The organism is uncultured Bradyrhizobium sp., assembly GCF_936943645.1.
GTDB lineage: Bacteria > Pseudomonadota > Alphaproteobacteria > Rhizobiales > Xanthobacteraceae > Bradyrhizobium.
The window spans coordinates 49693-69448 of record NZ_CAKZJO010000108.1; the positions used below are offsets into that span (position 1 = coordinate 49693).

Here is a 19756-nt window from a genome sequence, read left to right on the forward strand (position 1 = left end):
CCAACCGCACCGGTCGCCAGCCGCGCAGCCCGCGCGGCGAATCATCTGGAATCAGCGATTCCGGTGAAGTGGAATCGTAAATGCGTCTCTAACGTTTTCCAATCTTTTCCTGCCGTGTCCCGATATCGCCGTAGGCCCGTAAACGATTTCGGGCGACGCACCTTTGCCGCGGACATGCAGCTTGTGTTTCTGATTGTGTCTGAGCTCGGACTGAGCTCAGGCCGTGATCGCCTTCGCCGACCCGACCTCGCTGCGCAACAGGAATTTCTGGATCTTGCCGGTCGAGGTCTTCGGAATCGGTCCGAACACGACGGCCTTCGGCGTCTTGAAGCCCGACATGTGGCTGCGGCAGAAGGCGATGATGTCGGCTTCGCTGGCGCTGACGCCGTCCTTCAGCTCGACGAAGGCGCAAGGCACTTCGCCCCATTTCGGATCGGGTTTTGCGACCACGGCGGCGAACAGCACGGCCGGGTGCTTGTAGAGAATATCCTCGACCTCGACCGAGGAGATGTTCTCGCCGCCGGAGATGATGATGTCCTTGGAGCGGTCCTTGATGATGACATAGCCGTGCTCGTCGAGCACGCCGAGATCGCCGGTATGAAACCAGCCGCCTTCGAAGGCTTCCCGCGTAGCCTTGTCGTTCTTCAGATAGCCCTTCATCACGATGTTGCCGCGGAACATGACCTCGCCGATGGTCTCGCCGTCGCGCGGCACCTCCTGCATGGTCTGCGGATTGATGACGGTGACGCGCTCCTCGAGCGGGTAGGGCACGCCCTGCCGGCGCTTCATGCGCGCGCGCTCGGCCGCCGGAAGCTCGTCCCAGCCAGGCTGCTCGGCGCAAACGGAGGCGGGGCCGTAGACCTCGGTCAGGCCGTAGACATGGGTCAGCTTGATGCCGATGCTTTCGGCGCCTTCCAGCACCGCCACCGGCGGCGCGGCGCCGGCGATCAGGCCGACGACGCGGCGCGCGGCATTGCCCTTCGGCGCATCGGGCGCGTTGATCAGCGTGTTGTAGACGATCGGCGCGCCGCACATGTGGGTGACGCCGTGCGCCTTGATCAGCTCGAAGATCCTGGTCGGCTCGACCTTGCGCAGGCAGACATTGATGCCGGCGGCGGCCGCGATGGTCCAGGGAAAGCACCAGCCGTTGCAGTGGAACATCGGCAGCGTCCAGAGATAGACCGGATGCTGGCCGAGATTGCCGGCGAGGATGTTGCTGACGGCGTTGAGGTAGGCGCCGCGATGATGGGTGACGACGCCCTTGGGATTGCCCGTCGTGCCCGAGGTGTAGCTCAGCGCGATCGCGTCCCATTCGTCCTTCGGCGGGATCGCCGCGAAGCTCGGGTCGCCTTGAGCGACGGCCGCTTCATATTCGATCTCGCCGATACGGCTGCCGCCCTTGAACGAGGCGTCGTCGACATCGACCACGAACGGCTTCGGGCCCGTCATCTGCGCCAGCGCATCGGTAATGACGCCGGAGAATTCCGGATCGACCAGGATGATCTTCGCGCCGCCATGGTCGAGCTGGAACGCGATCGAGGGCGCGTCGAGGCGGATGTTCAGCGCGTTGAGCACGGCGCCCGCCATCGGCACGGCGAAGTGCGCCTCGTTCATCGCCGGGATGTTCGGCAGCATCGCCGCGACCGTGTCGCCGACGCCGATGCCCTTGCCGGCGAGCCAGGACGCAAAGCGCCTGCAGCGCTCATAGGTCTGCGCCCAGGTGAAGCTGCGGCCCTCGTAGACCGTGCTGACGTGATCGGGATAGACGGCTGCGCTGCGCGCGAGGAAGCTCAGCGGGCTCAGCGGAACGTAATTGGCGGGGGTCTTGTCGAGGCCGATATCGTACTGGTTCTGCCGCTCACTCATCGACACCCTCCGTCAAAACGCCTCAAAGGAATCCAATCGAGATCCAGGGGAAGATCGCGACGACGATCAATCCCACCAGCAGCGCCAGCAGATAGCCCCAGATCGGCCGGATGCCCTCGGCCGGATCGACGCGCCCGATGGCGCACGCGGCATAATAGCCGACGCCGAAGGGCGGGGCGAATAGTCCGATGCCCATGGCGAGGATGATCACCATGGCATAGTGCACCTCGTGCACGCCGACGGCCCGCGCGATCGGAAACAACAGCGGCCCGAACAGCACGATTGCCGGAATGCCTTCCAGCACGCTGCCGAGAATGGTGAAGGCCAGGATGGACACGGCGATGAAGGTTGCAGCTCCCCCGGGCAGTCCGGTCATGGCCGCGGCCAGCGAGCGTGAGAAGCCGGATTGCGTCAGGCCCCAGGCCATGCCGGTCGCGGTGCCGATGATCAAGAGGATGGCGCCCGACAGCGCCGCGGTCTCGACCAGCATCGGAAACAGCCGCCGCCAGTCGAAGCGGCGGTAGACCAGGAGGCCGACCAGGGCACCATAGACGATGCCGATGGTGGAGACTTCAGTGGCGGTCGCGATGCCCTCGACCACGGCATAGCGGATCACGAAAGGCAGTGCGAGCGCGGGCAGGGCGACGATGAAGGTCTTGCCGATCTCGCTGCCGGTGGCGCGGCGAACATGGCTCATGTCCTCGTGGCGGTAGCGCCACCACACCAGCATGCAGAGCGTGATCGCGAGCACGACGCCGGGTAGTAAGCCGCCGGTGAAGAGGGCGGCGATCGACACGCCGGTGACCGAGCCGATCGTGATCAGCACGAGGCTCGGCGGAATGGTCTCGGTCTGGGCGCCCGTCGCCGCCAGAAGCGCGACGAGATCGCCGGGCTTGGCGCCACGCTGCTTCATCTCCGGAAACAGCACCGGCGCGACGGCCGCCATGTCGGCGGCCTTGGCGCCGGAAATGCCGGAAACCAGATACATGGCGCCGACCAGCACGTAATGCAGGCCGCCGCGGACATGGCCGAGCAGGCTCGCCAGGAACGCCACCATGGCCCGCGCCATGCCGGTCATTTCAATCAAAAGCCCCAAAAATACGAACAGCGGCACCGAGAGCAGGATGAGATGGCTCATGCCCTCGTCCATCCGCCCGACCAGCACCATCACGGGCGTCCGCGTGGTCAGCGCGAGATAGCCGAAGATCGCAAGGCCAAAGCCGAACGCAATGGGAACGCCGGCAAAGACACAGAAGCCGGCGACGCCGACGAAGAAGATGACGAGGTTGAGGTTGCCGAGCGGCCGCAGCGAGGGCTCCGCCAGCCAGAACAGGCCGATGATGACGGCGACGCTGACGACAGCGGCTCCGACCATCCGCCAATCGGCCGCGCGCACTAGCCGCAGCAAGGCGAAGGCCGCCATCAGGCCGATGCCGGCCGGCAGCGCGGCGGCGCGCCACATGTTGGAGATCTGCAGCGCCGGCGTCGTGATGTAGCTTTCCTCATAGGCGTAGTCGCAGGCCGGCCAGACGATCAGGACCAGAAACGCCAGGGCCGCAGAGGTCGCGACCAGATCGAGATAGGCCCGCATGGCCGGCCGCGCGCTGGCGACGACCGCGGTCATGCGCATGTGCTCGGAGCGGCGGAATGCGACCGCTGCGCCCAGCATGGCAAGCCACAGGAACAGGATCGAGGCGAGCTCGTCCGACCAGATCAGCGGCCGGTGCAGGCCGTAGCGCGCGACCACGCCGGCAAACAGGATCACGATCTCGGCGACGACCAGGATCGCCGCCGGGATTTCGACGAAGAGACCGAGCACGCGCTCGAGCGGAGCCAGCAACGAAGGTCGGCGAGGGGACTGAACAGTCACCTCGCCCGCCACTTCGATCACCTCGATCTCGACATGAGCCATGATGGCCCCGACGCGTTACGACAGCTTGCCGACGGCCTTTTCCAGGAGGTCCCAGGCCTGATCGCCATACTTGCCCTTCCACTCGGCATAGAAGCCGGCGGTGCGGAGCTTGTCGCGGAACGGCGCCACGGCGGGCTGGTTGAAGGTCAGACCCTTGGTCGCCAGCTCCTGCTGCAGATTGGCATTGAGCTTGGCGGTATCCTCACGCTCCTTGATCGCCGCGGCATTGATGTTCTTGGCGACGATGGTTCGCACGTCCTGCGGCAGCTTTTCCCAAGCCCTGCGGTTGGCCAGGAACCAGAAGCCGTCCCACATGTGGTTGGTCAGCGAGCAGTATTTCTGCACCTCGTACAGCTTTGCGGTCGAGATGATCGCCAGCGGGTTCTCCTGACCCTCGACGATCTTGGTCTGCAGCGCCGAATACACTTCGCTGAAATTGATCGAGGCGGGCGCCGCGTCGAACGCCTTGAACATCGAGGTCCACAGCGGCGACACCGGCACGCGGATCTTGAAGCCCTTGAGGTCGTCGGGACCGGTGATCGGCTTGCTCGACGACGTGGTCTGGCGGAAGCCGTTGTCCCAGATCTTGTCCATGACCTCGAGGCCGGCCTTCTTGATCTCGCCGCGGACATGGGCGCCGAGATCGCCGTCCATGGCCTTCCAGACCGTGTCGTAGTCCGGGAACGCAAAGCCGATGCCGTTGATGGACGCCGCCGGCACCAGGGTCGACAGGATCAGGCCGGACAGCGTGAAGAACTCGACGCCGCCGGAGCGGATCTGGCTCAGCATGTCGGTGTCGGAGCCGAGCTGGTTGTTCGGGAAGATCTGGAGGTCGAACTTGCCGTTCGTCTCGGTCTTGATCGCGGCTGCCATCTCCTTGGCGCGGACGTTCAGCGGATGGGTGTCGGGCAGGTTATTGGCGTATTTGTAGGTGAACTCGGCGCTCTGGGCGCGGGCCACATGGGGCGCACTGAGGCCGCCCAGGACCGCGGTCGCGGCGGAGGCCTTGAGAAGCGTGCGTCGGGAAAAGCGCGTCGAAAAGACCATGGGTCTGCTTCCTCGGAAGGTTTGTTGTTGTTCTGAGATGCAAACCTATACGGACGTCAGGTCAGAAGGTCATCTGCGATCTCGCGGAAGTCTCGCTTATTGCAGCCGGACAAGGTGACGGCAATATCGGCTTTCGGAGACATCGGCCGGATGCAAAATTTGAAAAACAACCCCATGCACAGTAGCCGTCAAGCATCGGGGCGAGGCTCAGGGCCTGGGTCGAAAATCCGGTGTGAGCGAAGGCGCTATGGCAGGATTTTCGTCTAAATAATTGATCTGATTGTATATAAATATATTCCATAATATACCTTATGCGAATTACGAATTAGGCCGTGGCTCCACGCGGCCAGCCGACCCCGTCTCGTTCGAGCCGCGCTAGGATCGCCATCCCCTAGCGCGTCTGCTTCGCTAGTCCTGGGATCCTGCGGCTGATCTGGGCGAGTCGTTGTGGGACTTCCGGCACGGCGGCCGCGAGCGTCACTCCGCCGCCAATGATCGCAGCCAGGCCAGTCTCGCGATCGCGCGCTCGGCAAGCTGCTGCAGGCTTTCGAGATGGGCCGCGTCGCTCGATCGCTCGGCGCCGTCGAGGTAGCCGTCGACGAGCGCTTCGGCGATCTCCAGCGGGCCTTTGCGTTCCATGGACGCCGGAAAGCTTCCGAGCCCTGCGGCCGCCTCGGCCATCTCGACCGACTGTTGGCGAATGCCCTGGATCCGGACTGCGGCCGGACCGCTCAGGCGTTGCTCCATATCGTCGAGCTGCGCGGCCAGGCGAAGCTCTAGGCGCCGCGCATCAATTTGCCGCAGCGGCTCTGACGATGCCTCGGCGCTGCCCCGGTCGTGCTCGTGATGATAGGCGCGGCGCCTCTCCTTCCGCAACGTGGCGACATGGCGGAGCTCTTCCCTGGCCATCGCCTCGGACGTCTTCTTGATGTCGGGGTCCTTCGAATAGGCGGCGAGGTAGGACCAGAACGCGAAGGCGCGCTCCTCGTTACGGACTGCCGTGGCGAGCGCGCGGTACGGCGTCATCAGCCGCGACGTCTTGAGCTCGGCGGCGGCGTCCGGAGGAAGCGTCTCCAGTGCCTCCCAGCGCACCAAGGCGGGATCTGGACGTTTGCCGCGGCGCGATTGCGACCACTCCGTGACACTGTCGACGTGCTCGCGCTCGGCAGCGGCCAGTCGCGTGAACACCTCCGCCAGCTCATCCTTGCCCTGCCCGCGCATGTCTTCGGCAAGAGAATCGTACTTGTTGGCCGCTTCCTGCTCCATTGCATGCGCTAGCGCAAAGAGCTCGTCGAGCGACTCCAATACACCCGCGGGCTCAGCACTGAGCAATGACGTGCGTAGGAATGGCATACCAAGGACTCCACATGCAGAGTTTCGATCCGGTTCGGCGCGAACACAAATCTCATCAACGGGGTTGACAGATTCAGGCGTACGCGATGAGCTTTGCACGTCAGCGGCGACAAATCATCGACGAAGATATCAAAGCACGCGCGGCCCGGTTGGTCGCGCAGATCGCATTTGAATCGACATGTTGAAGCGACCGGATGACGATACCGCCTTCGCAAGGCGTGCAGCGCTCGCGCTCGCCAGCCTTTTGCTGTTGTGCCTGACATATATTTCACCCGCCTGCGCCGCCGGTGATTTGTCGACATATCTGCCGAAGATCACGCCCGCGGATTTCTTTCCGGGAGCGGATCGCTTTGGACCGTCACAAGGCGATCCGCCCGTCGTACCCGTATACCGCGGCGATCAGCTTCAGGGCTTTGTCTTCCTCAATTCCGACTTCGCCAATTCGGTCGGCTACTCCGGCAAACCCATTCACCTGCTCGCCGGGATCGATCCGAAGGGCGTGATCACCGGCATCAGGCTCGTCGACCACAAGGAGCCGATCGTGCTGGTCGGCATTCCGGAAGCGCGCATCGTCGCGGCTGTGAACGGCCTCATCGGGAAGGACATGAAGCCTGTCGCATCTGGCGCGGAGAAGCCGCCGCAGGTCGACATCGTGAGCGGGGCAACCGTCACCGTGCTGGTGATGGGCGACAGCATCGTTCGCGCGGCGTCCAAGCTGATCCGAAGCGGTCGCGTTGGCGGCGGCGGCGGAGCTGCGGCTTCGGCAGCCCTGCCCCCTGTCATCAAGACGCTCGATCTCGACAACAGTGACGTCCGCGACTGGGAGACTCTGGTCGGCGACGGTTCGATCCGCCGGCTTCATCTCGGCATCGGCGACATCAACGATGCCTTTGCAAAGTCCGGCAACGCAGCGGCAAGCCAATACCCCGAACCGGGCGAGCCCGACGAGACCTTCATCGATCTCTACGCCGCGCTCGTCAGCGCGCCGACGATCGGCCGCAGCCTGCTCGGCGAGGACGGCTATCGACGGCTGAAGGACGGGTTGAAGCCCGGGCAGCAGGCGATCATCGTCGCCGGCAACGGCCCCTACTCCTTCAAAGGATCGGCTTACGTCCGCGGCGGCATCTTCGATCGCATCGAGATCCTGCAGGAAGGCAACAGCACCCGCTTCCGTGACCGTAACCACACCCGCCTCGGCGCGCTGGAGGCGGCCGGCGCACCGGAGTTCAGGGAAGTCGGCCTGTTCGTCACGCCTCCCGAATTCACTCTGGACCCGACCCAGCCCTGGCAGATCCAGCTGCTGGTGCAGCGGAGCCTCGGCGGCCGCGACAAGGCGTTCCTGACCTTCGACCTCAACTACACCCTCCCCGACAGCTACATACGCCGTGAGCAGCGGGCCGTGACGGCGCCGGCGAGCGCGGCGCCTCCGCCCTCGCAGGTGAAGGCTGCGGCCGCACCGGCTGCGCCGGCCGAGGAGGCCGACGAGCCGCTCTGGATGCGGATCTGGCGGTCGAGCACCGTCTCGATCGGCATCACCGCGTTCATGCTGGCCGCCCTCACCGGCATCTTCTTCTTTCAGAACCTGCTCGTGCGCCGGCCCGTGCTCTACAACTGGGTCCGACGTGGCTATCTCGCCTTCGTTCTGGTCTGGCTCGGCTGGTACGCCAACGCGCAGCTCTCCGTCGTCAACGTCGTCACCTTCACCAATGCGCTGGTGACGGGATTCCACTGGGAGTTCTTCCTCGCCGCGCCCTTGATCTTCATTCTGTGGGCCGCGACGGCCGGCGGGCTTCTGTTCTGGGGCCGCGGCCCGTTCTGCGGCTGGCTGTGTCCCTTCGGCGCACTTCAGGAGCTCACCAACACGGCGGCGAAATGGCTGAAGGTGCCGCAGATCACGGTGCCGTGGGGGCTGCACGAACGGCTGTGGCCGATCAAATACATCATCTTCCTCGGGCTGTTCGGCCTGTCGCTCTACTCCGTCGACATGGCCGAGCGGTTCGCCGAGGTCGAACCGTTCAAGACCGCGATCATCCTGAAGTTTTCGCGGAGCTGGCCGTTCGTCGCCTATGCCGTCGCCCTGCTCGTCATCGGCCTTTTCATCGAACGCTTCTTCTGCCGCTACCTCTGCCCGCTCGGTGCCGCACTCGCGATCCCGGGCCGCATCCGGACCTTCGAATGGTTGCGACGCTGGCAGGAATGCGGCTCGCCCTGCCAACGCTGCGCCAAGGAATGCCCGGTGCAGTCGATCCATCCCGAGGGTCACATCAACGTCAATGAGTGCATCTACTGCATGCATTGTCAGGAACTCTATTACGACGATCACCGCTGCCCGCACATGATCCAGGTGCGGCTGAAGCGCGAGAAGTTCGCGGCCATGTCCTCGCCGTCGATGCGTTCGAGCGGCAAGGGTCCCGCGACCGTCATCACCGCCGGCGGCAAGCCTGTCGCGGCGTCAACCGTCGCAACTCCACCACCAAACTGAACCGGAAGCCGAGGAGGCAATCATGAGCGAGAACGAGCAGGCAAAGGGCGTCAGCCGACGAACCGTGCTGGGAACGACGGCAGCCGCGGCGGGCGTGGGCCTGGCCGGCGGAGTGGCGCTGAAGGACGGCGGCTTCGTCTCGTCGGCCGACGCGCAGACCAAGAATGCCGCGCCGAAAGCACCGGCGGCCCGGCCAGCCGTGCAGAAGACCGAGGTCGCCCCCGGGGAGCTCGACGAATACTACGTGTTCTTCTCGAGTGGTCAGTCCGGCGAGATGCGGATCATCGGTCTCCCCTCGATGCGCGAATTGATGCGTGTTCCGGTGTTCAACCGTTGCAGTGCGACCGGTTGGGGCCAGACCAATGAAAGCATCAAGGTCTTGACCGAAGGGCTGCAGCCCGCGACCCGCGAATTCCTGAAGAAGCGTGGCCTCACCACCTACATGAACGGCGACCTTCACCACCCGCACATTTCGTTCACGGACGGCACCTATGACGGCCGTTATGCCTTCATGAACGACAAGGCCAACAGCCGCGTGGCGCGGGTGCGGCTCGACATCATGAAGTGCGACAAGATCATCGAGCTGCCGAACCAGCACACGGTCCACGGCCTGCGGGTGCAGAAATATCCGCGCACGGGCTATGTGTTTGCCAATGGCGAGGACGGCGTGCCGCTGCCCAACGACGGCAAGGTGCTCGACGATCCCAAGCAGTATCGCTCCATCTTCAGCGCGATCGACGGCGACACCATGAAGGTGGCCTGGCAGATCATCGTCAGCGGCAACCTGGACAACGTCGACGCCGACTACCAAGGCAAATATGCTTTCTCGACCTGCTACAACGGCGAGGAAGGCGTCACCCTGGCCGAGATGACGGCGAGCGAACAGGACTGGGTCGTCATCTTCAACATCAAGCGGATCGAAGAGGCCGTGAAGAAGGGCGACTTCAAGGAAATGAACGGCGTGCCCGTGATCGACGGCCGCAAGGGCTCGGCCTACACCCGCTACGTTCCGGTCTCGAACAATCCGCACGGCATGAACACCGCGCCCGACGGCATCCACATCGTGGCGGCCGGAAAGCTCTCGCCGACCGTGACCGTGATGGACGTCCGCAAGTTCGACGACCTGTTCGACGACAAGATCAAGCCGCGCGACGTCGTCGTCGCGGAGCCCGAGCTCGGACTTGGACCGTTGCATACGGCCTATGACGGCAAGGGCAACGCCTACACCACGCTGTTCCTCGACAGCCAGGTCTGCAAGTGGAACATCGACCTCGCCAAGCGGGCCTTCAAGGGTGAGAAGGTCAATCCCATCCTTCAGAAGCTCGACGTGCACTATCAGCCGGGTCACAACCATTCCTCGATGGGCCAGACCAAGGAGGCCGATGGAAAGTGGCTCATCTCGCTGAACAAGTTCTCGAAGGACCGCTTCCTGAACGTCGGGCCGCTCAAGCCCGAGAACGACCAGCTGATCGACATTTCGGGCGATCAGATGAAGCTGGTGCATGACGGCCCGAGCTTCGCCGAGCCGCATGACGCGACCATCGTCCACCGCTCCAAGATCAACCCGATCTCGATCTACGATCGCGCGGATCCGATGTTTGCCGATGCGGTCAAGCAGGCCAAGGCGGACGGCATCAACCTGGAAGCGGATTCGAAGATCATTCGCGACGGCAACAAGGTGCGCGTCTACATGACGTCAACCGCCCCCGCCTATGGCCTCGACCAGTTCCAGGTCAAGCAGGGTGACGAAGTCACCGTGTTCGTCACCAACATCGACGCCGTGGAAGACCTGACGCACGGCTTCTGCATCGTGAACTACGGCATCCAGATGGAAATCGGGCCGATGGCGACGGCGTCCGTGACCTTCACGGCCGACAAGGCGGGTGTCTATTGGTACTATTGCTCCTGGTTCTGCCACGCCATGCACATGGAGATGAAGGGCCGGATGTTCGTCGAGCCGAAATCGGTCTGATCGGAGCGACCTCGTGGGTCTTCTCTTACGCATGTTTCCGGCGGCGCTGGTCGCCGCCGGATTGTCCAGCTTCGCCACAGCGGAGACGTTGACGGCCGTGCCCGGGCAGCCGCTGCAAGCGGTGCTGGATGGCGCGCGCGCCGGCGACGTCGTTATGCTTGCGCCCGGCGCATATCACGGTTCGATCCGGATTGACCGCTCCCTGCAACTGGTCGGGAGCCGCGATGCGGTGCTCGACGGCGACGGCTCCGGCAACGTCATCACGGTCACCGCGCCCGACGTCACCATTCGCGGTCTGACGATCCGGGCCTCGGGCCGGGATCTTCAGGCGATGAATTCCGGAATCTTCCTGCAGAAGTCGGCCGAACGCGCGACGGTCGAGGGCGTCAGGCTGGTGGGCAACCTGTTCGGCATCTACGTGCACGGCGCCAGAGGCTCCCGGGTCGTCCGTAACGAGATCGAGGGACTGCGCGGCGGACGCATGAGCGAGGCCGGCAACGGCGTCTCGCTGTGGAATGCGCCCGACGTCACCATTGCGAACAACGTCGTCCGCTACGGGCGGGACGGCATCTTCTCGATCTCCAGCAGCAAGGACCGCTTCGTTGACAATCGCTTCAAGCAGGTTCGATTTGCCGTCCATTACATGTACACCAACGACAGCGAGATCAGCGGCAACGTTTCGATCGGCAACCATGTCGGTTACGCCATCATGTATTCGAACCGCCTCGTGATCCGCGGCAACTCCTCCGATCACGACCGCGACTACGGGATGCTGTTCAACTACGCGAACTATGCCCAGATCGAGGACAACAGGGTGATCGGCGGCCCGCTGAACGCGACGATGCAGAGCACGCAAGACGGTCCTGACGACGAGCGTGGCATGCTCCCGCAGGCGAAACGGGAGAGCTCGCTCAAGAGCGGCCCGGAGAAATGCGTTTTCATCTACAACACCAATCACAACAAGTTCCGCAACAACTGGTTCGAGCGCTGCGCCATCGGCGTGCACTTCACGGCCGGCTCCGAAGGCAACGAAATCACCGGCAACGCCTTCGTCAACAACGCCAACCAGGTGAAATATGTCGGCACCCGCCACCTCGACTGGTCGACCGGCGGGCGCGGCAATTACTGGAGCGATAATCCGGCGTTCGACCTGAACGGCGACGGCATCGCCGATACGGCATACCGGCCGAACGACCTCATCGACCGCGTGCTGTGGACGGCACCCGCCGCGAAGGTCCTGATCAACAGCCCGGCCGTCCAGGTGATCCGCTGGGCGCAGGCGCAGTTTCCGGCGCTGCTGCCCGGCGGCGTGGTCGACAGCCATCCGCTGGTGTCGCCGCCGCGCAGCCCTGCACCGAAGGAAACGCGATGACCAGCACGGTACGCGTCAGCGACGTCACCAAGGCCTATGGCCGCGTCGAGGCCGTGCGCGGCGCCTCGTTCGCGCTCGGCCTGGGCGAGCTCGTTGCCTTGATCGGCCACAACGGCGCCGGCAAGACCACGCTGATGAAGCTCATGCTCGGCTTGATCCGGCCGACTAGCGGCGCGATCGAGGTTCTCGGAGACAATCCCGCCGCCGGCGAGTTCGCGGGCCGGCGCCAGCTCGGCTACCTCCCCGAAAACGTCTCCTTCGACCCTGCCCTGACCGGCCGCGAGACCCAGGCCTTCTACGCCCGACTGAAGCGTGAGCCGGTGGCCAAGGCCCTCGATCTGCTCGACGCCGTCGGGCTCGGAGCCGCCAGCCGCCGCCGGGTCAGCACCTATTCCAAGGGCATGCGTCAGCGGCTCGGCCTCGCGCAGGCACTGCTCGGCGCGCCGCGCGTGCTGCTGCTGGACGAGCCGACCACCGGTCTCGATCCGGAGCTGCGGCAGACCTTCTACGACATCATCGCGCGGCTCGCTGCAGGCGGGGCGACCGTGCTGCTGTCGTCGCACGCGCTGACCGAGCTCGAGGAGCGCGCCGGCCGGGTCATCATCATGAACCGCGGCATCAAGGTCGCGGACGGGTCGATCGATGAGCTGCGTCGTCTCGCCCGGCTGCCCACCCGCATCCGTCTCAAGGTGGCAGGCCTTGCGCCCAGCGAACTGCCGGGCTGGGCTCCCCAGGACACCACTTGCCGCCGCCTCAACGGCCACATCGTCGAGATCGATGCCGCGCCGGAGCGGAAGATCGAGCTGCTGCATCGCGCGACCGCCGCCGGCAATGCCGTCGAGGATGTCGACGTGGTCCCGCCCACACTCGACGAGCTCTATGCTCACTTTCTCCGGCAATCGGAGCAGGCGCCATGAACGTCCTGATCATCGCCGCCAAGGAAATCCATCAGGCCATCCGCAATCGCTGGGTGCTGGCCGCAACGCTGCTGCTCGCCGGGCTGGCGCTGTCGCTGACTTTTCTCGGCAGCGCGCCGACCGGGAACGTCGGCGCACGCGCCCTGGACGTGGTCATCGTCAGTCTGTCGAGCCTGACGATCTTCCTCGTGCCGCTCATCGCGCTTCTGATCTCCCACGACGCCATCGTCGGTGAGATGGAACGGGGAACGATGCTGCTGCTGCTGAGCTATCCGGTCGCGCGATGGCAGGTGCTGCTCGGCAAGTTCCTGGGCCACCTCGCCGTTCTCGCCTTTGCGACCTGCCTCGGCTACGGCGCGGCGGTCGGCGCGCTGGCGGCGACCGGCAGCCAGATCGACAACGATAGTCTCCTGGCCTTCGGAGCGATGGTGGGCTCCTCGGTGCTGCTCGGCGCCGCGTTCGTCGCAATCGGCTATCTTGTCAGCGCGCTCGTGCGCGACCGCGGCACGGCCGCCGGCATCTGTATCGGATTGTGGCTGCTGCTGGTGCTGATCTACGACATGGCGCTGCTGGGCGTGCTTGCGCTCGATCAGGGACGCAGCATCTCGGCCGCCGTGCTCAACGCCTTGCTGCTGGCGAACCCGACCGACGCCTATCGGCTGATCAATTTAACCGGCTTTGCCAATGTCAGCACCTTCGCCGGCATGGCCGGCCTTGCCCAAACCACGTCCCTGACGATCCCGGTCCTGCTGACCGCCCTGCTCGGCTGGACGCTGTTGCCGCTCACCCTGGCCGCGCTCGCCTTCTCGCGGAGGGAGCTATGAGACGCCGAACGCTCCTGCTCGCCCTGCTCGTGCCGCTCACGCTCGCGGGCTGTAACGAGAAGCAGGCCGCGAAGATCCCGCCGCCGCATCGGATGAGTGCCGAAGATATCGGTCACTACTGCGGCATGAACGTGCTCGAGCATCCGGGACCGAAGGGCCATATCTTCGCCGCGAGCCTGATGGAGCCCGTGTGGTTCTCGTCGGTGCGCGACACCATCGCCTTCACCATGTTGCCGGACGAGCCCAAGGACATCCAGGCGATCTACGTCTCCGACATGGGCAAGGCGCCCGACTGGGACAAGCCCGGCGCCGACAACTGGATCGAGGCACGCAAGGCGCTGTTCGTGATCGAGAGCCGGGTCAAGAGCGGCATGGGCGGCGACGAAGCCGTGCCGTTCTCGGAGCGGGCGGCGGCGGAGAAGTTCACGGCTGAAAACGGCGGCAGGATCGTCGGCTTCAACGAGGTGTCCCGGGACTACGTCCTGACGTCGGCGAACGCCACCGGCGCCGCGGCGGCCGACGAGACGACAGAAGGCCCGCCGGGCGAACGACCGAGGAGAACGCAATGACGCGCCCCCTGACGCGCCGACGTTTCATCCGGATCAGCGCGGCGGCAGCGGGCCTTGGCGCGCTGTCCCCAAATCATCCTGTTCGGGCGGAGGTCGCCCCGGCGACCTGGCGCGGCACGATGCTGGGCGCCGTCGCGACGTTGGAGATCCACGACGAGGACCGCAGCCGGGCGGAGCGACTGATCTCGCTGGCCTGCGCCGAGGCGCGGCGGCTCGAGCGCCTGTTCAGTCTTTACCTCGACGAGTCCGCCCTGGTCGCGCTGAACCGGACCGGCGTCCTGCTCGATCCCGCCGTCGAAATGGTCGATCTGTTGTCGGCCGCGCAGCACTATTCCACGCTGACGGGCGGACTGTTCGACGTTACCGTGCAGCCGCTCTGGGAGCTCTATGCCGGCCATTTCGCGCGCGCCGACGCCGATCCGACCGGCCCTGTGGTTGCCGAGATCGAGGCCGCACTCGCGCGCGTCGGCAGCAGCCGGCTGTCGGTCAGCCGCGACCGGATCGTGATGCCCAAGGGCATGGCGGTCACCCTGAACGGGATCGCGCAAGGCTATGTCACGGACAAGGTGGTCGATCTGCTGCGGGCAAACGGCATTTCTCACAGCCTGGTCGACATGGGCGAGGCCCGTGCGATCGGCTCGCGTCCGGACGGACGTCCCTGGGATGTCGGCGTCGCCGATCCGGACCTGGCGGGGCAGACGAAGACGGTGCTGCCGATCATCGACCGCGCCGTGTCCACCTCGGGCGGCTACGGCTGCCAGTTCGATCCCGGCGCGCGCTTCAACCACCTGTTCGATCCGCGATCAGGTGGCTGCGCGCACCGCTATCGCAGCGTGACGACCGTGTCCCGCAGCGCGACTGCGGCGGATGCCTTGTCGACGGCGTTCAGCCTGATGCCAGAAGACCGGATCCGATCGTTGCTGCCGCGCGTGGACATCGACCGCGTGCACCTGATCGACGCGGCGGGCAAGTCGGTCGAATTGTCGGCGTAGCCGCGAAGGGAAGTGCCGGGCGCGCGCTAGTGCGATAGCAGCAGTTCGAGCTGGCTCTGCGCCTTCTTTACGGCCGCTGCGTACCAGCTCTGGCTCGGTGCTTCCTTGGCGAAGCACTTTGTGTAGGCGTCCATCGCCTGGTCCTCTTTGGCCATGGCGTCCTCTGGCACTTTCTTCGCCATCATCTGCTTCCAGACCTTTTCGCAGGCCGGAATCTCTGCCGTCTTCACGGCGTCGGTGTCGGCGAGGAAGAAGACCTTGTCGCCCTGGATCGCGACGACGTCGATTTCCTGCGGTGCTCCCTTCAGGTTGCCATTGCCGCGCACGCCCAGCACTGCGGCGACAGTGCTCGCGGATGCGGGCTTGGCAATCGGCAGCTCCGCGTATTTGGCGAAGGCGGAGTCCTGGATCGCCTGGTAATAAAAGCGGTCGGATTTGAAGGCCGCGCCGATCTCTTGCGGCATGCCGTCCTCGCGATGCTCGCGCAGCCAGTGCTTGAGCAGCCCGGTGGTGGTCACCACGGCCTGCCTCTTGTCGCCTTCGGAGGCGAAGCCGAGACCGTCGAGATGGCCGAAACCCGAGTCTCCCTTGAACAGCGTGTCGGCGTTCGACGTGCCGTCGGCGGGAAGCCCCTTGATCGCGACCGGCCCCACCAGGCCGCGCAACACGCCTGCCAGCTCCTTCAGAGCTGCGTCATGCTGCTTGGAGAGTTCATCGCTCTCCTTGGCCTTCGAGAATTTTGCGATGTAGCGGTCGCGCAGGTCGAGATAGCGCTGCTCGGGCGTCGCCGCATGAGCAGGCGTCGCCAGGACGAGCAGGCAGAGCAAGGCAAGCGATTTCATGAGATATCCGGACTCGGGGAGCGACCTCCCTTCTTTGTGCCCTTACCTTACGGCGAGGTTCACCCGCAAGGGCGGGTGCGCCGGCCCTACTCTGCCGGCGTGAGCTGCCGATTCAAGCGCACCGCTGCGGTCTCGCGCACGCGAACCCGGGCGCGGCGTTTGCGCCACCAGATCACGACGCCGGTGACCGAGAGCGCGGCCACCACGAGACCCATGATCGAGATCAGGATGCGGCCGAACAGGCCGACAATGCGGCCCGAATGCAGTGGGAATTGCGCCTGGACGAAGATGTCCGCGGCAGTCCCGACCCAGGGCAGCCGTTCGCCGATTGGGCGTCCGTCCTCGCTGTCGTAATAGAGCTGCGCCGGGCCGACGCCGCCGGCGCCATGATCGTCGCCGGGGTGGAAGAAGGCGGCGGCATAGACGCCATGGGCCGGGCCGTAATTGATCGAGCCGACCGGGATGGTCCACCCTCGCGCCTTGCCGTCGGCCGCCGCGCGGGCTGCGATCTCGGCAAAGGTGACCTTGGGTTCGATGGGATCGTCGAGATCGCGATAGGGCCGCTGCTCATAGGGCGTCGGCGTGTAGTTCGACACCATCTTCATCAGCGGCGAGAACACCTCGAAATAGAGGTTCAGCGAGAACGCCGTGAAGGCGATGATGAACAGCACGCCCCAGGTCCACAGGCTGAAGGCGCGATGGATGTCGAAATTGATCCGGTAGGCGCTGCCCGAGGTCTTGATGGTCCAGGCCGGCGCCCAGCGCGCCCAGAAGCCGCGCGCGAGCTGGCGCGTCACGGCTGTCGCCCGCGCCGCCTTCGCCCGCTTGCGCGATGGCAGCGTCAGGTAGAAGCCGACGAAGCAATCGATGGTCCAGATGATCGCGATCACGCCGAGCACGCGCATGCCCCAACGGTCGCTGCCCCAGAATTCCGGGATGTGCATGGTGTAATGCAGCTTGTAGAGAAACGAGACGAAGTTCTCGCGCGTCACCGGCCAGACCGCGCCCCAATAGCGCCGGCCGAGCTCGGCGCCGGTGTTGGGATCGAGGAAGACCTGGTTGTAGTCCAGAGTATAACGCTTGCCGGTCGCGGGATCGATCCGCGGCATCACGAAGAACCATAGCGAGTGCCCCTCCTCCGGCGTCATGAAGAGATAGACGACGCGCGCGTGGGGATCGCGCTGCTCGATCATCTTGGCGAGCTCGATCGAGGGGATCGCCGGGCCCTTGGTCGAGACGTCGAACAGATGGCCGTTCAGGACGTCGTCGAGCTCGTGATCCCAGGAGATGATCGCGCCTGTTATGCCGGAGAAGAACAGGAACCCGGCCGTCAGCAGTCCCGCCCAGCGATGCAGCTTGCCGAATATCGCTCTCATGGCTCGGATCTCATCAAGAGCCTATCTCGTGCATCGTCCCTCGGCATCAAGACTCACCAGCGATAGGTCAGCTTGCCGATGGCCTTGCGTCCCTCGGCGTAGAAACAACCCGAGGCGGCGCCGTAGCAGGCGGCGACATAGCGCAGGTCGGTCAGGTTGGTGACGTTCAGCGACAGCCGCCAATTGTCCCTGCTATAGGCGAGCAGCGCATCCAGCACAGTTGCGGATCCCACCTTGAAGGTGTTGGCGTCATCGCCCCAGGTCGCGCCGACATAGCGGATGCCGCCGCCGAATTGAAGGCCGGCGAGCTGGCCGCTCTGCAGCGTGTAGTCACTCCACAGCGAAGCACGGTTGAGCGGCACCGTCGTCGGCGCCTTGCCGAGATTGACGGGATCCCGCGACAGCTCGGCATCGACATAGGCGTAGGCGGCGCGCAGGTTCCAGCCGTCGGCAAGCGACATCGTGCCCTCGAGCTCGATGCCGCGCGATTTGACTTGGCCGAGCTGCGAGGCCGTATAGGTCGGCGGCGCATAGACGACGACGTTGTCGCGCGTCAGGTCGAAGGCCGCGAAGGTGAACAGCGCGTTCCAGCCGAGCGGCTGGTATTTGACGCCGACCTCGTACTGAACGCCGGTTTCAGGGTTGAGCAGCTGGCCGCTCGCCGTCGCGAGCACCGGGAGGAACGATTCCGAGTAGCTGACGTAAGGCGCGATGCCGTTGTCGAAATTGTACATCACGGCAGCGCGGCCGGTGAAGGCCGATGCATCCTTGGAGATCGAATTGTTGGCGATGCCGTTGTCGACCTGCGTCGTCACGAAGTCCTGGCGGCCGCCGAGCTGGAACGACAGCCGGCCGAGCTTGATCTGATCCTGCAGGTAAAGGCCGGTCTGCGATTGCTTGACGCCGGTCTTGTCGTTTGGCGTGGTGTCCACGGCGTAGTCGTAGCTGTACACGGGGTTGAAGACGTTGACCGTGGGTGAGGAGGTCGTCACGCCGAAGGCGGTATCGCGGAAACGGGTGTTGCGATAGTCGACGCCGGCCAGCACGGTGTGCTGCAGGAAGCCGGTCGCGAACTTGCCCTGCAGCTGATTGTCCACCGCGAAGGAGTTGATGTACGAATTGCTGTAGCTGCCGACGCGGGCATAGTCGCCGGCGGCTTCGTTGGTGTAGCCGGCGCCGTAGAAGACCTTCTCCTCATTGTGCTGGTAGGCGTAACGCATGTTCTGCCGGAACGTGATGTTGTCGGCGAAGTTATGCGAGAGCTGATAGCCGGCGGTCGCAAGCTCCGTGTTGAACGCATCGAAGCTCGGCACGCCCGCGAAGAACGAGACCGGGATGGTGCGGCCGTTGTTCGGCCAGACCGTGCCGGAAGCCGGCAGGAACTGGAGGCCCCACCCTGCCCGGTCGCGCTGATAATTGGCGAGGATCGTGAGCGTGGTGTCTTCATTCGGCTTGAACGTGACGGCCGGCGCGATGAAGACGCGATTGTCCTTGGTGAAATCGACCTGGGTCTCGCCGTCGCGGACGACGCCGGTCAGGCGCCACAGCACGGTGCCTTCCTTGTTGGCGGGGCCGCCCATGTCGAACTGGCCCTGATAGCGGTTGAAGCTGCCGCCGGAGATCGAGACCTTGCCGAACTGCTGCGCGGTCGGTAGCTTCGTCACGTAGTTGAGCAGGCCGCCGGTGCCGCTGCCGCCATACATCGCCGATGACGGTCCCTTCAGCACCTCGATGCGCTCCGCGCCGTAGGGGTCGAGGCCGTTGAAGTGCACGTAATTACTGGAAGGAATGCGCAGGCCGTCGATATAGAGGCCCGGCATGGTCATGTCGAAGCCGCGGATCTGGAGGCCGCCAAAGCGGGTGTCCGAGCCGCCATTGACGTCACCGCTGACACCGGCGGTGTAGCGCAGCGCCTCGCCGATCGAGACCGCGCCCTGGTTCCTGACCTGGTCGGTCGTGATCACCGAGACCGACTGCGGCGTTTCGATCAGGGGCGTATCGGTCTTGGTCGCGGTGCCGCTTCGCGTCGCGACGAAACCGCGTACCGGACCGTTGGCGCGTTCGCCCGTATTGCCGTTCGAAGAGGCCGACTGGGTTGGTGCGGCCTGCTGCGCGGCAGAGCGACGCGTGGCGCGCGAGGTGCGCGTTGTTGCCCGCCGCGACGAGGCGATCGCCGCAGGACGCGCGCGCTGAGCCGGCGCATCGACGGCGACGGCGGGAATTTGCGTCTGG

Annotated in this window: 15 protein-coding genes; 8 read left to right on the forward strand and 7 right to left on the reverse strand. The window is 64.9% G+C overall.

The genetic code is table 11. The annotated features are described in order from the left end of the window. Positions 1-216: 216 nt before the first annotated feature. The 4 genes from Q0743_RS32605 to Q0743_RS32620 all read right to left on the reverse strand — a co-directional run bounded on the left by Q0743_RS32605 (position 217) and on the right by Q0743_RS32620 (position 6178). Complete coding sequence (locus Q0743_RS32605) at positions 217-1866, reverse strand: acyl-CoA synthetase (RefSeq protein WP_298245516.1); 1650 nt, start codon at positions 1864-1866, stop codon at positions 217-219. 22 nt (positions 1867-1888) lie between these two features. Beyond that, positions 1889-3778, reverse strand: coding sequence for a TRAP transporter large permease subunit (locus tag Q0743_RS32610; protein ID WP_298245517.1), 1890 nt, complete (start codon positions 3776-3778; stop codon positions 1889-1891). A gap of 15 nt (positions 3779-3793) precedes the next feature. Next, entirely contained in the window at positions 3794-4825 is a 1032-nt protein-coding gene (locus Q0743_RS32615) for a TRAP transporter substrate-binding protein (protein ID WP_298245518.1), read from the reverse strand. A gap of 477 nt (positions 4826-5302) precedes the next feature. Next, complete coding sequence (locus tag Q0743_RS32620; protein ID WP_298245519.1) at positions 5303-6178, reverse strand: ferritin family protein; 876 nt, start codon at positions 6176-6178, stop codon at positions 5303-5305. 178 nt (positions 6179-6356) lie between these two features. Here Q0743_RS32620 and Q0743_RS32625 point away from each other — a divergent pair, with 178 nt between their 5' ends. Genes Q0743_RS32625 through Q0743_RS32655 form a run of 7 tightly spaced genes read left to right on the forward strand, consistent with a single transcriptional unit; the run spans position 6357 to position 15306 of the window. Next, complete coding sequence (locus Q0743_RS32625; protein ID WP_298245520.1) at positions 6357-8660, forward strand: NosR/NirI family protein; 2304 nt, start codon at positions 6357-6359, stop codon at positions 8658-8660. Between the two features lie 22 nt (positions 8661-8682). Continuing rightward, the gene (nosZ, locus tag Q0743_RS32630; protein ID WP_298245521.1) at positions 8683-10632 is read left to right on the forward strand and encodes a TAT-dependent nitrous-oxide reductase; all 1950 of its coding nucleotides are present in this window, start codon (positions 8683-8685) and stop codon (positions 10630-10632) included. 13 nt (positions 10633-10645) lie between these two features. Then, a complete protein-coding gene (locus tag Q0743_RS32635) occupies positions 10646-12004 on the forward strand; it encodes a nitrous oxide reductase family maturation protein NosD (RefSeq protein WP_298245522.1) in 1359 nt (452 codons plus the stop codon). Further along, the gene (locus Q0743_RS32640; RefSeq protein ID WP_298245523.1) at positions 12001-12921 is read left to right on the forward strand and encodes an ABC transporter ATP-binding protein; all 921 of its coding nucleotides are present in this window, start codon (positions 12001-12003) and stop codon (positions 12919-12921) included. Before Q0743_RS32635 ends, Q0743_RS32640 begins: the two co-directional genes overlap by 4 nt. Next, positions 12918-13745 (forward strand): ABC transporter permease subunit, encoded by an 828-nt coding sequence (locus tag Q0743_RS32645; RefSeq protein WP_298245524.1) that lies wholly within the window; start codon positions 12918-12920, stop codon positions 13743-13745. Before Q0743_RS32640 ends, Q0743_RS32645 begins: the two co-directional genes overlap by 4 nt. Then, positions 13742-14314 carry a nitrous oxide reductase accessory protein NosL gene (locus Q0743_RS32650; protein ID WP_298245525.1) on the forward strand — a complete coding sequence of 191 codons (573 nt, stop codon included), beginning with the start codon at positions 13742-13744 and terminating at the stop codon, positions 14312-14314. The genes Q0743_RS32645 and Q0743_RS32650 overlap by 4 nt, the downstream gene beginning before the upstream one ends. Further along, the gene (locus Q0743_RS32655; RefSeq protein WP_298245526.1) at positions 14311-15306 is read left to right on the forward strand and encodes an FAD:protein FMN transferase; all 996 of its coding nucleotides are present in this window, start codon (positions 14311-14313) and stop codon (positions 15304-15306) included. Before Q0743_RS32650 ends, Q0743_RS32655 begins: the two co-directional genes overlap by 4 nt. A 26-nt stretch (positions 15307-15332) precedes the next feature. On the opposite strand, the gene Q0743_RS32660 is transcribed toward Q0743_RS32655, so the two are convergent. The 3 genes from Q0743_RS32660 to Q0743_RS32670 form a co-directional block, all read right to left on the reverse strand. Beyond that, positions 15333-16148, reverse strand: coding sequence for a hypothetical protein (locus Q0743_RS32660; RefSeq protein ID WP_298245527.1), 816 nt, complete (start codon positions 16146-16148; stop codon positions 15333-15335). 86 nt (positions 16149-16234) lie between these two features. Continuing rightward, on the reverse strand, positions 16235-17524 hold the full coding sequence (gene fsrB / locus Q0743_RS32665; protein ID WP_298245528.1) for a siderophore utilization protein FsrB: 1290 nt from the start codon (positions 17522-17524) through the stop codon (positions 16235-16237). Between the two features lie 53 nt (positions 17525-17577). Further along, the gene (locus Q0743_RS32670; protein ID WP_298245553.1) at positions 17578-19515 is read right to left on the reverse strand and encodes a TonB-dependent siderophore receptor; all 1938 of its coding nucleotides are present in this window, start codon (positions 19513-19515) and stop codon (positions 17578-17580) included. On the opposite strand from Q0743_RS32670, the gene Q0743_RS32675 reads away from it, so the two are divergent. Next, positions 19481-19717, forward strand: coding sequence for a hypothetical protein (locus Q0743_RS32675; protein ID WP_298245556.1), 237 nt, complete (start codon positions 19481-19483; stop codon positions 19715-19717). The genes Q0743_RS32670 and Q0743_RS32675 overlap by 35 nt on opposite strands. Positions 19718-19756: the final 39 nt, after the last annotated feature.

Coding starts and splice junctions, on each gene's coding strand:
- Q0743_RS32645 (WP_298245524.1), top strand. CDS start 12,918: ATGAACGTCCTGATCATCGCCGCCAAGGAAATCCATCAGGCCATCCGC.
- Q0743_RS32660 (WP_298245527.1), bottom strand. CDS start 16,148: ATGAAATCGCTTGCCTTGCTCTGCCTGCTCGTCCTGGCGACGCCTGCT.
- Q0743_RS32650 (WP_298245525.1), top strand. CDS start 13,742: ATGAGACGCCGAACGCTCCTGCTCGCCCTGCTCGTGCCGCTCACGCTC.
- fsrB (WP_298245528.1), bottom strand. CDS start 17,524: ATGAGAGCGATATTCGGCAAGCTGCATCGCTGGGCGGGACTGCTGACG.
- Q0743_RS32615 (WP_298245518.1), bottom strand. CDS start 4,825: ATGGTCTTTTCGACGCGCTTTTCCCGACGCACGCTTCTCAAGGCCTCC.
- nosZ (WP_298245521.1), top strand. CDS start 8,683: ATGAGCGAGAACGAGCAGGCAAAGGGCGTCAGCCGACGAACCGTGCTG.
- Q0743_RS32620 (WP_298245519.1), bottom strand. CDS start 6,178: ATGCCATTCCTACGCACGTCATTGCTCAGTGCTGAGCCCGCGGGTGTA.
- Q0743_RS32655 (WP_298245526.1), top strand. CDS start 14,311: ATGACGCGCCCCCTGACGCGCCGACGTTTCATCCGGATCAGCGCGGCG.
- Q0743_RS32610 (WP_298245517.1), bottom strand. CDS start 3,778: ATGGCTCATGTCGAGATCGAGGTGATCGAAGTGGCGGGCGAGGTGACT.
- Q0743_RS32625 (WP_298245520.1), top strand. CDS start 6,357: ATGTTGAAGCGACCGGATGACGATACCGCCTTCGCAAGGCGTGCAGCG.
- Q0743_RS32640 (WP_298245523.1), top strand. CDS start 12,001: ATGACCAGCACGGTACGCGTCAGCGACGTCACCAAGGCCTATGGCCGC.
- Q0743_RS32605 (WP_298245516.1), bottom strand. CDS start 1,866: ATGAGTGAGCGGCAGAACCAGTACGATATCGGCCTCGACAAGACCCCC.